Raw genomic sequence first — 12,932 nt, forward strand, 5'->3', positions numbered from 1 at the left:
CCAGGCGGTTACGCGCGTAATGATGCTTCGAAAATTTTTAACGGCTGTCCGGTGGCGGGGTGCGCCACCGTAAAACTGCGCATGCCGAACACCGGTTCGATACAAGACGATACCAGCGCCCGTTCCGGCGTATCGCAGCACACCAGGCGTCCGTGCTGCAGCACCGCCACCCGCTCGGCAAAGGATTCAATCAGCGTAAGATCGTGCAGCACGGCGATGGTGGCGATGCCCCGTGCGCGCACCAGGCCGAGCAGCTGGGCCCGGGCCAGCGGATCGAGATGATTGGTCGGCTCATCAAGCAGCAGCACCCGGGGCGTTTGCGCGAACGCGCGCGCCAGTCCGGCCCGCTGAAGCTCCCCGCCCGACAGGGTGCCCAGCAGCCGGCGGCGCAGCGTGGGTAAACCGGTGTCTTCTATGGCCTGGTTAACGATCTCCTCATGTTGCCGCGCGCTAAAATCCGCATAGTGCGGCAATCGCCCCAGCCCGACGTATTCGGCCACCGTTAGCCGCAGGTCGGGCGTATCGTTTTGCGCCAGCAGCGCGATGCTGCGTGCGCGCGCCTGCCTGGACAAGCTGCCCAGCGGCCGACCATCGAGCAGGATCTGCCCGGACGCCAACCCGATTTCGCCGATAATGGCGCGCAGCAGCGTGGATTTGCCGCTGCCGTTGGGGCCGATCACCGCCAGGCAGTGATGATGGTTAAGCGTCAGGCTCACGCCCCGCAGCGCCGCCGGGCAGCCGTGGGCTCCGGCGGTAACGTCCTGCAGCTCAAGCAGCGGAGTGCCCAGGTTTAATTGTGATGTTATATCATTACTCATGGGCGTATTATGCATGAATATTTTTCTTCTGGTTAAAAAAATAACGCGACCCTGGCGACGTCGCGGGTTTTCAGCCCATCGGACCGGCATAGCGCCGGTTTATCCGGCGGCGTTGCCCGTCATCAGCCCGACCATCTCGCCTTCATCCAGCTGGTCGCGCGGCAAATCCGCCACGATACGGCCACGATACATAACCAGGCTCCGATCGACCAGCGTTTGCAGCTCGGCCAGATCCGTGGAGTAGATCAGGATTGCGCCGCCTTGGTCCGCGAACGCCTTAATGGCCTGGTAGATCACCTCTTTGGTACCCACGTCCACCCCGCGCGTGGGATCAAACAGCAGCAGCGTGCTGGCGCCGGTCAGCAGGGCGCGGGCAATCAAGGCTTTTTGCTGGTTTCCGCCGGAGAGCGCGCTGATTTTAAAGGATAAATACCGCTCGTCCAGTTCCACCTGCGGCGCCACGCGCCCGACCGCCTGGCGCTCCTGGTCCCGGCGGATAAGCCCCAGCCGGCTAAAACGGTGCAGCACGGATTGGGTGATATTGGCGCCGGCCGACAGGGTAGGAAAAATGCCTTCGCTTTTGCGATCCTCCGGCACAAAGGCAATGCCGCCGTATTTACGCAGCGCATCGCGTGGGCTGCGCAATATCACCTCGCGGTCGCGCAGCAGCATTTGTCCCGCACTGTGGCGCATTAGGCCCGCCAGGGTGCGGAACAGTTCCCTCTGTCCCTGGCCTTCCAGGCCCGCCACGCCGAGAATTTCCCCTCGCCGCAGTTCAAAAGAAATATCGCTGAAATTCTGCCCGCCCAAATCGTTGGCCGTAAGCGCCGCGCTCTGCGGGTGCGACGGCGCGGCGCGCCCGCGCGCGCGCTCGTGCGTCGCCCGGCGCCCCACCATCATCTCGAAAATATCGGCGTTGGTCACCTGTTTCAGATCCACCGTCGAGATGGTTTTACCGCTGCGCAGTACCATGGCATGGCTGGCGATTTCCCGGATTTCCGCCAGCCGGTGCGAAATATAGAGTACGGCGGTGCCCATGGCGGTGAGCCGGCGCACCAGGCGAAACAGCCAGTCTACGTCGGCCAGGGCGCCGGTGGGCTCGTCCAGCAGCAGCAGCCGGGGGCGATAGTGCATGGCGCGAACGATTTCCACCCGCTGGCGCGCGGCCAGGGAGAGCGTTTCAACGTTGGCATGCGGCGAAATATCCTGTACGTCGTGATCGGCCAAAATGGCTTCGGCGCGGCGCGCCATCAGTTTTGACGAAGTGAGAAAAAACCGTTGTTTCAGGGAGCTCGGCAGGAAAAAATTCTGGGCGACGCTGAGATTAGGCAACAGGCTGAGCTCTTGGAACGCGGTGCTGACGCCGATATGACGGGCCTGGAGCAGTGAACTCGGCGCATAGTCCCGTCCCTCCAGGCTCATGGTGCCGGTATTGGGCGTCACCACCCCCGAGAGGATTTTTACCAGCGTTGATTTCCCGGCGCCGTTTTCCCCCAGGATGGCCTGTACCTGCCCGGGTTCGATAGTCAATGAGACGCTCTCCAGCGCCACGGTGGCGCCATAGGATTTTGATACCGAGGACAGGCGCATGCCTTGCGCGCCTGCTGCCGGTTGAGTGAGGGATGGTTGCATGGATTGCGGTCTCCTGTCCCGATGGCGCGCGGCCACCGGTAAAATGGTATGAAGGTGCTGGCCAATCTTGCCGCCACCCGGGCGCAACACGCCGTGTTTACGCGAGGAGCCGGTGCGGACTCCCGTTGACACGCCGGGGTTACGCCCGGGACGTCTTAGGGCTTGACCGTGGGCTGGACCTTGGTCAGCTTGTACTGGTCCGGCGCCGCCTGGCAGCGTTCGCAGTTGATGCCGGGTTCATCCGCGGCCCTGATTATTTCCGCCGGCAAAGGCTGGATGGTCGTTCCCGGCGTGGGCACGCCCTTGAGCGCCGAATCCAGGGTGATTTCCGGCAGGAATTCCGGGTGATAGATCTCGGTTGAGAAACCCTCCGGCACCAGATTGGCCGCGAACACATTACAGCCGTCGGCAATGACGCCGCCCTGGCACAGTTTCATCTGGTCGGCGGTGACCCAGGGGAGCGGATATTCGATATTGGTCGGTTCCAGTTGGCGTTTACCGGTCAAGACCTCCATCATCAGCTTAAATGCGTAGCCGGCGGTGGCGGGTGGCGAGCCGGCGGAGACGCCGCTCAGGCCGCGCTTGCGGTAATCGGCATCCAGGAAACCAAGACGAAAGCCGTTCATGTTTTCCCCCATGATGGGCATCATCCGGCCTTTACGGTCGGCTACGGCGTTTAACACGCCGGCTTCGCCCAGCTCGGACCAGATGCCGTCCACATCCGGATGGGCCGCCAGGGCCTTGGCGGTTTCCCGTTGGCTGATGCGGTCGTCCCAATAGCCATAATATTCCGAGACCACCGAAATCCCCGGATACTGTTTGAATATATGCATGGCGCCGTCGAAATGGCGTTTATCCACCGAGGTGCCGGGCACGCCGCGATTCATAAATATTTTTCCTTTGCCGCCCAGTTCATTCACTAATTGCTGGGCCATGTTTTCCCCCGCGCCGGCTGAAATATAACTGATGTTGTAGGCGCATTTTTCCGTTACCGTGGAATCAAACATGAAAAATTTCACGCCCTGGCTGCAGCCGCGCCGGATCACCCGGTTCAAGGCGGTGGGCGATATCGGGAAACTGATGATTCCGTCCGCTTTGGCGGCAATCATACTTTCATAAGCCGATATCTGCGCCTGCGGATCGGTACCGGAAATCACCTCTTGCAAATCCACCATTTTGTCATAGGGCGGCGTTTTCGCCAGCGACTTGATAATATTCGCCGTCTCGCTCATCCAGTTATTTCCGCTATAACTCAGGCTCAGGAATATTTTATATTTTTTCGGTGCGTCTTCCGCCTGCGCCGCTGAAAAATAACCTGATAACCCCATTAAAATGACGGCTGCGGCCGCACATCTTTTAAGACGTGTTTGCATTAACATAGTCACTCCCGATCGATTTGTTAAGTTGATTTCACATGTTTGGCGTTAATTAACGTTTAAATAAAGCCCTGGTCTTTCCTGATAATAAAATAAGTGAATTCGCCGAGCCGGACTGGCATAACAGGGCGACGGTAATAATCGCCCCGGAGACAATCAGCCGCCAGCCCTGGCCGAGGCTGGTGGCGGCAATCACCGAGTCCACGGTGGTTAAAAACAGCGACCCGGCGATGGTGCCGATAAACGTGCCTTTGCCGCCCAGTATCGAGGAGCCGCCTACCACCACCGCGGCAATGGAGGGCAGCATGTAGGGGTCGCCCATGCGCAGGGTGGCGCCGTCGGAATAGCCGGTGAGCAGCGCGCCGCCCAGGGCCGCGCACAGCCCGCTCAGGGCATAGGCGGCAACGGTGGCCGCGCCGACCGGGATGCCGCCGACCTTGGCCGCGCCCGGGCTGCATCCCAGCGCGTACAGGTTGCGTCCAAACACCGTGCGCGTCTGGATCACGATCCCCAGCACGCTGAAAACCAGGGTGAACAGAACGATGCAGGGGATGCCGAATACGCTGCCCTTGACGATGTCAGCCAACAGCTGGGGCGACGCGCCGAGCGTGCTGCCGCCGGTGGCGCCGAGCGCCAGCGACGCGACGATGATGCCGGTGCCCATGGTCATGATAAACGGCGGGATGCGCAGCAGGGTGATTCCCAGACCGCTGAACGCGCCGATGGCCGCGGCGGACAGCAGGATCAACGGCAGCATATAGGCAATATTGTCGCCGCCGGCACCTATCATGCCCGCCGACATCACGCCGCCGTACATAAACAGCGAGGCCACTGACAGATCCATGCCGCCGGACAGAACCACCAGCCCCTGGCCGAACGCCACCACCAGCAGGAATGAGCCCAGGGTCACGATCATCAGCACCTGCGACCAGGACCCCAGGGACGGGCTTATCAGGCGGGAGGCCAGGATCATTATCACCGTCAGGCCCAGTAATAATACCGGCGCGACCGCCTCGGGACTCATCCGGCCGTTGGCGCGCCGGTCGATACGTCCGGCTTCCGGCGCCGCCAGGGAGATTTTGTTCATGAATGTGCTCCTGTGCGTGGCGAACGGTTAAGCACCTTCTCGCATACGATGGACAGCACCAGCAGTACGCCCTGGAAAAAGCCGATATAGAACGAGGAGACGCCAATGGCGAACAGCATTTTTTGCATTAACAGCAGCACCGCCGCGCCCACCATCGAGCCGAACGCGCCGCCGCGCCCGCCGCTGAGGCTGGTGCCGCCCAGCGCCACCGAGGCAAAGGAGAGCAGCAGAAACGGCAGGCCCGAGTTGGGATCGCCGGTGGCGGTTTGGGCGCTAAGCATAAATCCCGCCGCGCCGTAGAAACAGCCGGCCAGGATAAACGCCTGGCAGCGCTTCCACTTGACGGAGATGCCGGACAGCCCGGCGGCGGTTTCATCGGCGCCCACCGCATAAAAAGCGACGCCGGTGTCGGTACGTTTGATCAGCAGCCAGATCAGGGCAAAAAACGCCAGCACCAGGGCGGACACTGGCAGGATTTGCCACAGCATGCCCGTCAGGCCGTCGCTGATAAACTCCGATACCGAGCCGCCGGGCACCGGCAGCAGGAGCAGGGCGATACCCTGGCCGATAATCATGGTGCCAAGCGTCGCGGCGATGCTCTGGATGCCCCTATAGGCCACCAGATAGCCGTTGAGCAGGCCGATCAGCGCGCCGGCCCCCACGCAGAGCAGCAGGCTGAACAGCGCGCCGCCCGGCCCGTCGAACGGGGCAATGGCGGTGAGTACGTTGGCAATGGAAATGACGCCCACCAGGGATAAATCGAATCCCCTGGTCAGCACCACCAGCGTTTGCCCGGCGGCGGCCAGCGCCAGCGGGGCGGCGTTATTGATCAGGTCAGCGACGGCGTAGGCGCTGAACGCACCGGGCTCCGACCAGCCATACAGCAGATACATGATCATATACACCACCATCGCCAGCGCCGCGCCGCGCAGCGCCGGGAGTTGACCTTTTCCGGGCCGAGGGGAGCCCGGGGGCTTCCGGGGAAGACCCTGCGATACATCACTCATAGTCGAGCGTCCTGTGTGTGTTGGGGCCGGATGGTCAGCCGGGACGGCCGGCAGGAGCATCGTGCCCGCGCCAAGGTGTCCTCTGTGCCATCGTGTTTTCCATGCGGTTTACGCCGTTCCCTGGCGTTATGTCCTGGTCAGCCTGCTCCCGGGACCACCGTAATCGGCGTGGGGATCGGGCGGCCCCCATGCGCGTGGCTGTGATGGTGATGCGCCGCATGCGGGTCGGCGACCCGATCCAGGGCGGCGCACGGATCGATGATATGCGCTACGCGCTGCAGCGATACCGGCTGCCCGTGCGGCGTATGCAAGTAGGCCAGGTGCCACAATGCCTGGCGCGCGTCGACATCCTCGCCGGACAGCAGCGATTTGCCTTGCAGCAGCGTTTCCAGCGCGCCCAGCCACTGGCGATAATAGGCTTCCCCCGGGTTTTCGTCCGGCCGCTGCGGCTGTTCCCTGATGATGCGCGCAAACACCTCTACCCATTCGCTCCAGCGGTAGAGTCCGTTGCGCGACAGCTGCAGCGCGGTGGCGAAAGCTTCGGCCTGCCAGGGCTCGCCGAACGCCATTTCCGGCTCGTCCCCGGCCGTCGTGGCGGGGGAGGATGTGGTTATCGTCGTCATGCTGCGCTCCCCTCAGGTGGCCGGAATAATATAGTCATCCCAAAGATCGAGATAGACGGCGGAATGCCCCCCGGCCTCCTCGCCCCACAGTTCCCGCGCCTCGAAGCGCACGCTGTAGACGTGCTGCGGTTTTTCTCCCTTGCCGTGGGCAAAGGTATCGGGGAACACAAACGAGCCGTGGTGGCGCACCACCGTACCCGTCTTGCCGCGAACATAGCGCGGCAGGCGGGTATGGCCCAGGGGATGAATGTTTTTTGCCTGAACCCGATCGCCGGCGGCGAAACGGATCGGCAGATCGGTAGGACGCACATAGACCGGGTTGGTTGTCACCGCGGCGTAAACCTGCTCTTTTTCCAGGATCTTCATGATGCTTTCTCCTGCTGCGCTAACTGCCGTACCTTGTCTTCCAGTTCTTCCTGGGTAAATAAACCGTTTTCGATGCCCAACGTTTCCATCGCGTGATACCAGTGCACGTAGTAGGGCGTGCTGAGGTATTCAGCGGGATCCATCACCTCGATGGCGTGACGGAATTCGTCGATGGGACACAGGCCGCCGGCAAAATACAGGCCGATGGTGGAAAAGACCTGCTTTTCCCATTCGGCTTTGAAGACCGGTTCGCCGGGGTTGATCGCCACCGGGCCGAGGTTATGCATGCCGCCTACATCATGAATTGAATTCATCGTTCTCTCCTGTTCGTGCTTGGGTTATCAGGCCTGGCCTACGGGGGGCAGCACCGCGGTGCCGATCATCGAGTCGCGGCTGACCAGGGCGGCCAACTGGTCCTCGCTCATGCCTTCGCTGCCGGCCGGCCGCAGCGGCAGGATCATATAGCGGATCTCGGCGTTGCTGTCCCACACCCGGATTTCAACGCTATCCGGCAGCCGCACGTTAAACTCCTCCAGCACCGCGCGGGGCTCCATGACCGCCCGCGAGCGATACTGCGGCGCTTTGTACCACGTGGGCGGCAGGCCCAGGGTAGGCCAGGGATAGCAGGAGCACAGCGTGCACACCACCATGTTGTGGACCGTCGCGGTATTTTCGGCCACGAACATATGGGCGCCTTCCAGGCCGGTAAAACCCAGTTCGGCAATGGCCGCGGTGGCATCATCCAGCAGGCGTTGCTTATAGGACGGATCGCTCCAGGCTTTGGCTACCACCCTGGCGCCGTTCTTCGGACCGAAGCGATGTTCAAAGATATCGATGATTTCATCCACCGCTTCCGCCTTGAGGTAGCCTTTTTCAATCAATAAGGACTGAATGGCTTTAATCCGTAACGTTGGAATATTGGGTGGCGCGGTTGGCTCCAAAATATCGCTCATTGTCTTTCCTCTTGCTTTGTTTTGCGGCCCTTACGCCTGGTAACGCGCGTGGGCCGCGGGAAATACCGCGCAAAAAAAAAAGCCCCTGCAACTCTTGCGAGCTGCGGGGGCATCTTTGCCGGCGTTATGTTTACTCTACTACACTAACAATAATGAATATCAACGGGCCTGGACGGCGGAAAAATAACATTCACATGATAATCTTGTTAAGCAATATAGATGCCAATGTGTGACTTGTGTTTTTACTGTTATAAAACAGCCTATTGAATTTTACCTTTGTTACCGGTGCCTCCGCTCGTCCCGAGCTTATTACCTTCTTGTGCTGTTTAAGTGCAGTCCGGTCACCAACGTGGTGCGCGTTGTCTTAATCGGCCCCGGGCTGATGTATGCCGGGAGGGCCGCGTAATGCATCTATTGCATATGGCGCGTTTTCAACATGTGTAACCATTCCTGCTGGCGCGATAAAAAAACGATACAGAATTCCTCCACCGTTTGCTGTTGTTCCGTCGCCAGCCGCCGCAATAATTCATAGGATTGCTGCTCGCTGTAGTTGAATTCCTGGATCAATAATAGCTGCGCCGACAACAGGAAACGACGCGAACGAATGCGAATGTCCTGTTGCCTGAGCGCCGCCAGATGCGCCTGATGGCGTTCAAAATGATGCCGGGCCAGGATGATGGTGGATAAAATGCCGTCGGTCTTTACCGGCTTGCGCAGGCAGCCGTCCACTTCCTGATCGATGACCCAGGACAAGCGGGACGGGGTCTCCAGTCCCATCAGGGCAATTTTAGGCAAAGACGGCCAGGTGCCCTGGCTGATTTGTTTGATCAGGACGCTGTTGTCGGAATCAAAAATCACGCTGTCATAACGATCGCGGAATACGTCATCATGAAAATCCACAAAGCTGTGGCCCTGGACGCCGAGACGCAGAAACTGCAGCAGCAGGTTCTTTTCGTCACGAGGCGCACAGCCGAACAGCGCAATTTTCATCCCTCGCACCATCAGTCGTTTTTTAGCCTCTTGCACTTAACACCTCGCACGGCTCGCTATAACGAAAAATCGGACCAGGTTAACCAGGGGTCTGGGATTACCGGGCCGGGGGACTGCCAAAGGAGATGAAAGCGCCCATCCTCGCCGAGTCGCGCCAGGCGCGGCGTCAGGCTGGCATGGTTATTTTCCCGGTTGATGCGGGTGATGCCGTTCGGCGCCGACAGGCTTTCGGCGTACACCGCCTCCCGCACCGCCGACGTCTCGTCGCTGCCGCACCGATTAATTCCCTTGGCTAAAAAGTGTCCGCACATCCAGGCGGCCTCGGCGTCCACCGTGGTGGTGGCGTTTTCGCCGAAGCGGCTGCGGTAGCGCTGGATAAACCGCCGATTCTGCTCGTTGTCGATATTTTGGAAATACACGGCGGAAACCAGATATCCCTCCAGCGCGTCCGCGCCCACCATCGCCACCTCCGACTCGCACAGGGTCAGGCTAAGCCGCACGACAGATGACGAACGCAGGAATTCATGCTCTTGCTCCATGGTTTTCCAGACGCGGTAAAAACGGTATGCCGAAATGCCGACCAGCGTGACCATGACCACCGGCGGGCGGCGGCGGATGATATCCAGTATGACCTGTTCCACGCCGGTGTCGCCGAGCGCCAGGAACCGGCTTTGTACCAGGGTGCCGCCCCGGGCGTCCAGCGCGTCGCGGATAATGCGATCGATCTCTTCCGACCAGATATAGTTAGAGCCGACATGGTATATCTCGGCCGGATAGTGATTGATGACATAGTCGAGCATCGGCAGCACATGCTGGTTGGGCGCGGCGCCCAGGTACATGACGTTATTGCTGCTTTCAAAGCCCTCGTAGCGCGCGCTATGCCAGAGCAGGGCGTTGGCGCCCTCGACCAGCGGCAAAATCAGCTTGCGCGAGGCGGAGGTATAACAGCCGACGATATGTTTTACCCCGTGCTGGTACAGCAGGTCATGGCAATGGCGATAATAATTATCCAGGTTGCAGCCGGGATCGTAGATAACCGGCGCCAGGGTAAAGTTAAAACTTTTGCTGGCATTTACTTCCTCGATGGCCAGCATAATGCCGTTGAGCATTTCCCGCCCGATGCCGCCATAATGACCGGATACCGAATACAGCACGCCCACCGGAATGATGGCCTTGGAGCGGCTCCCGCCCGGGATCAGGCGGTTATCTGCTGAAAACATATTCACCTCGTGTTACCTCATTCGCCGCCGGCAACCTGGATCAACGGCTGGTAATAATGGGGCTGGCGCATGGCGACCAGATCTTTGCGCCGCACCACATTGGTGGGATAGGCGCAGTCCAGGTTGCTGGTATCGATGTCCAGCACGGCCAGGCCCTGGACCTCGGTGACCAGCGCCTCGCGCCTGGGCCAGACAAAGGTATCCGGCCCGAAAATACCGCTTAGCCCCGAAAGATTGGCATTGGCATAACTCAGGTAGACATTGTTTTCCCCGGCCCGTACCCGGGTTAACAGCCAGTGGTGGCGGGATGCTCCGGTGGCAATAGGGTAGTCGTGGGGCACGGCGGTGCCGGGATGATCGATCGGCCCCGGCAGATCCAGCGCCGCCGGACAGGCGATAATATCGCAGCCGCGCATTGCGAGGATCCGTCCCGCCTCGGGAAATTCAAGGTCATGGCCGATCAGCAGGCCGATGCGCCCGCAGGGAATATCAACGGTGGTCCAGGCGCTGCCGGGCGTCGCCCAGGTCTTGTCTTCCGCGGTTAAATGAATTTTGCGATACATCCCCTGCAGGCCGTCCGGGCCGATCAATACCGCCGAGTTATAGCGGTTGCCGTCGCCGCCGTCCTCCACCATGCCCGCCACCAGGTAGAGCCGCAGGCGGGCGCACAGATCCATCAGGGCGCTGACGGCGGCGTGCCGCGGGGTGATGGCGCCGGCGGGGGCCCGGTATTTGCCGGTGAGGCAAAGCTCGGGCAGCGTCAGCAGCTCCGCGCCCTGCGCTTTTGCCCTGGCGGCCAGTTGTCCGATATGCCTGAGATTGACGTTGATATCATCGTCGGGTTCGAATTGCCCGACGGCAATATGCGAGCGTTTGCCCTCCGGCAGGGGTTTGGTGGCGTACAGGCCGAAGAAATCCAGCGGATTCCACATAAAGGTATTTGTCATCAATTCCTTGTACAGCTCCGGCCTGCGCTCTGCCAGCACGCGGCGGCGGGCGCCGGTATGCAAAACCCCGGAAACGATGCCGTCGCCGGTATCGCGCCAGGCCTGGATATGGCCGTTGGGTTCGATAATGCAACTGCCGCCGCTGAACTGGACGCCGCGTTCCCGCCCCCAGCGATTGCTTTCAATCAGGTAGCAGTCGTTTTCATAGGCGCGATTAATCCAGTAAGGCGCGGGAGTGCGCTCGGCCAGCCAGTTGCTGATATGGCAAATGACGTCCGCGCCCTGTAAGCCGGCCAGGCGGGCGGTTTCGATAAAATGGATATCCATGCAAATCAGCAGCGCAATATTGCCAAGCGGGGTAGGGAATACCTGATGCCCCAAATCGCCGTTCGCCGCCCATTTTGGCTCCGAGATATACGGATGGGTTTTACGGTGTTTGCCGATCACGCCGTCGGGGCCGATCAGCACCGCGCTGTTGTAATATAGCCCGCTGCGCGCATCCACTTCAGGCAAACCGACCACCAGGTAACATTGATAGCGCGCCGCCAGCAGGACGAAACGATCGGTGGTGGCGCCGGGCACCGTCTCGACGTAATCGGCGACCTCTTCACGATCCATCCAGCAATAGCCGGTGGTGCCCATCTCGGGCATGACGATCAGGCGCGCGCCGCCGGCCGCGGCCTCCCCGGCCAGGGCTAGCAGCCTGAGGATATTGTCTTCTTTACGGAATTGTGTAGGTTCAAACTGAATTGCCGCGACGCAAACCGGTTGATTGATCATTCTCACTCTCTCATTGGGTAAAAAAAAGCCCCATCAACCATTACAACAGTTGATAGGGCATCTTTGCCAGATTCATGTGTTATGACGTCCTGCCTTCCACTTCAGAGGGTCTACAAAACGCCGAACCATACTTAGGATTAGGCAATAAACATGCCTGAATAACAATTTTTCTTAAAAGTTGTTAAATATCAATTTATTATATTTTTTTCACAAGCCTGCTAATCCGTCATCAACGATAAAGTTTTAACGCAGTCGGTGCGTTTGCGTCTCTATTGCACTTTTTTGGCGTGCCGACGGGCGACAGGAAACTCTAGTTTAGCTTGGTCTTGCTTAATGGGAAGAGATCAGTTGGAACCCGATTTGAGCTGATTTTTCTCATACCCCAAATGGTGGGTCAGTTCAGCTTTAAGGGCAGCCTCAACACTTAATTTTTTTTAAAACCGATCAAATTGGCTCAGATCCTCAGGGGTTTTGAGACTTTTAGCCAGCTCAGTTGCGAGAGCCTGTAGCAATTTTTCGTCCATAAATTCACCTAATTCTAATGATGGATTGAACATATCAAAATCAGGCGATTACACAATCTTATGTACAGACTCGCAAGGTCTGCAATTTTTCAGCCGCGGCCCACCGATCTGGCTGACGACGCGTGAGACGCCTGCGGGGGCGTCGTCGTTGTACTCGCCTCAGCCCGGGCGTCGAAATCGTGCCTGGCTTGATCGATAACATCGAGATGAGCGAGTGCCCACTTTCCGAGCGCCTCGACCGGCTCACGCAACTCATGGCCGAGTCGCGTGAGCTCGTAGTCCACACGCGGAGGTGTTGTGGGATACACGGTGCGGACCACCAGGCCATCGCGCTCGAGGCCACGGAGCGTCAGCGTGAGCATGCGCTGCGAGATGCCGCCAATCTCGCGCTTGAGTTCGCTGAATCGCCGTGGACCTTCTCGCAGGAGCATCACCACCAGCACGGTCCACTTGTCGCCAATACGCGAGAGCAGTGTACTGACCCGCGGGCAGTCCAGCGCCATCGAGCGCTCCGGTTCGTTCAGTAGCGACATAGCAGCCATGGTTCCCTCTTTGTTCCTATGCAACAAAATTGTGCCGTCTTGACGAGTCATCTCAGTTACTAAAGAA

General features: G+C 59.6%; 13 protein-coding genes and 1 pseudogene. All 14 read right to left on the bottom strand.

The features are described from left to right. Positions 1-8 precede the first annotated feature (8 nt). Positions 9-818, bottom strand: coding sequence for an ABC transporter ATP-binding protein (locus ACL2XN_RS02245; protein WP_413730085.1), 810 nt, complete (start codon positions 816-818; stop codon positions 9-11). A gap of 99 nt (positions 819-917) precedes the next feature. Then, a complete protein-coding gene (locus tag ACL2XN_RS02250; RefSeq protein ID WP_413730086.1) occupies positions 918-2,450 on the bottom strand; it encodes a sugar ABC transporter ATP-binding protein in 1,533 nt (510 codons plus the stop codon). Between the two features lie 155 nt (positions 2,451-2,605). Next, positions 2,606-3,682 (bottom strand): sugar ABC transporter substrate-binding protein, encoded by a 1,077-nt coding sequence (locus ACL2XN_RS02255; RefSeq protein ID WP_413730087.1) that lies wholly within the window; start codon positions 3,680-3,682, stop codon positions 2,606-2,608. Positions 3,683-3,878: 196 nt separating this feature from the next. Next, on the bottom strand, positions 3,879-4,913 hold the full coding sequence (locus ACL2XN_RS02260; protein ID WP_413730088.1) for an ABC transporter permease: 1,035 nt from the start codon (positions 4,911-4,913) through the stop codon (positions 3,879-3,881). Beyond that, positions 4,910-5,920 carry an ABC transporter permease gene (locus ACL2XN_RS02265; RefSeq protein WP_413730089.1) on the bottom strand — a complete coding sequence of 337 codons (1,011 nt, stop codon included), beginning with the start codon at positions 5,918-5,920 and terminating at the stop codon, positions 4,910-4,912. The genes ACL2XN_RS02260 and ACL2XN_RS02265 overlap by 4 nt, the downstream gene beginning before the upstream one ends. Before the next feature lie 137 nt (positions 5,921-6,057). Further along, complete coding sequence (locus ACL2XN_RS02270) at positions 6,058-6,543, bottom strand: nitrile hydratase accessory protein (protein WP_413730090.1); 486 nt, start codon at positions 6,541-6,543, stop codon at positions 6,058-6,060. Positions 6,544-6,555: 12 nt separating this feature from the next. Next, a complete protein-coding gene (locus ACL2XN_RS02275; RefSeq protein WP_413730091.1) occupies positions 6,556-6,909 on the bottom strand; it encodes an SH3-like domain-containing protein in 354 nt (117 codons plus the stop codon). Then, positions 6,906-7,223: a hypothetical protein gene (locus ACL2XN_RS02280; protein WP_413730092.1), complete on the bottom strand. Its 318-nt coding sequence runs from the start codon at positions 7,221-7,223 to the stop codon at positions 6,906-6,908. Before ACL2XN_RS02280 ends, ACL2XN_RS02275 begins: the two co-directional genes overlap by 4 nt. Positions 7,224-7,250: 27 nt before the next feature. After that, entirely contained in the window at positions 7,251-7,862 is a 612-nt protein-coding gene (gene nthA, locus ACL2XN_RS02285) for a nitrile hydratase subunit alpha (RefSeq protein WP_413730093.1), read from the bottom strand. A 411-nt stretch (positions 7,863-8,273) separates the two neighbouring features. Beyond that, the gene (locus ACL2XN_RS02290; protein WP_413730094.1) at positions 8,274-8,852 is read right to left on the bottom strand and encodes an ANTAR domain-containing response regulator; all 579 of its coding nucleotides are present in this window, start codon (positions 8,850-8,852) and stop codon (positions 8,274-8,276) included. Between the two features lie 56 nt (positions 8,853-8,908). Beyond that, positions 8,909-10,072 (bottom strand): transporter substrate-binding domain-containing protein, encoded by a 1,164-nt coding sequence (locus tag ACL2XN_RS02295; RefSeq protein ID WP_413730096.1) that lies wholly within the window; start codon positions 10,070-10,072, stop codon positions 8,909-8,911. Positions 10,073-10,089: 17 nt separating this feature from the next. Then, a complete protein-coding gene (locus tag ACL2XN_RS02300) occupies positions 10,090-11,799 on the bottom strand; it encodes a nitrilase-related carbon-nitrogen hydrolase (protein WP_413730097.1) in 1,710 nt (569 codons plus the stop codon). 347 nt (positions 11,800-12,146) lie between these two features. Then, positions 12,147-12,323, bottom strand: a pseudogene (locus ACL2XN_RS02305) (IS256 family transposase); the annotation flags it as partial. Positions 12,324-12,412: 89 nt separating this feature from the next. Next, positions 12,413-12,856, bottom strand: coding sequence for a winged helix-turn-helix transcriptional regulator (locus ACL2XN_RS02310; RefSeq protein WP_413730098.1), 444 nt, complete (start codon positions 12,854-12,856; stop codon positions 12,413-12,415). Between the last annotated feature and the right edge of the window lie 76 nt (positions 12,857-12,932).

Origin of the sequence: Sodalis sp. RH22 (assembly GCF_047324165.1) — a bacterium.
GTDB lineage: Bacteria > Pseudomonadota > Gammaproteobacteria > Enterobacterales > Enterobacteriaceae > Acerihabitans.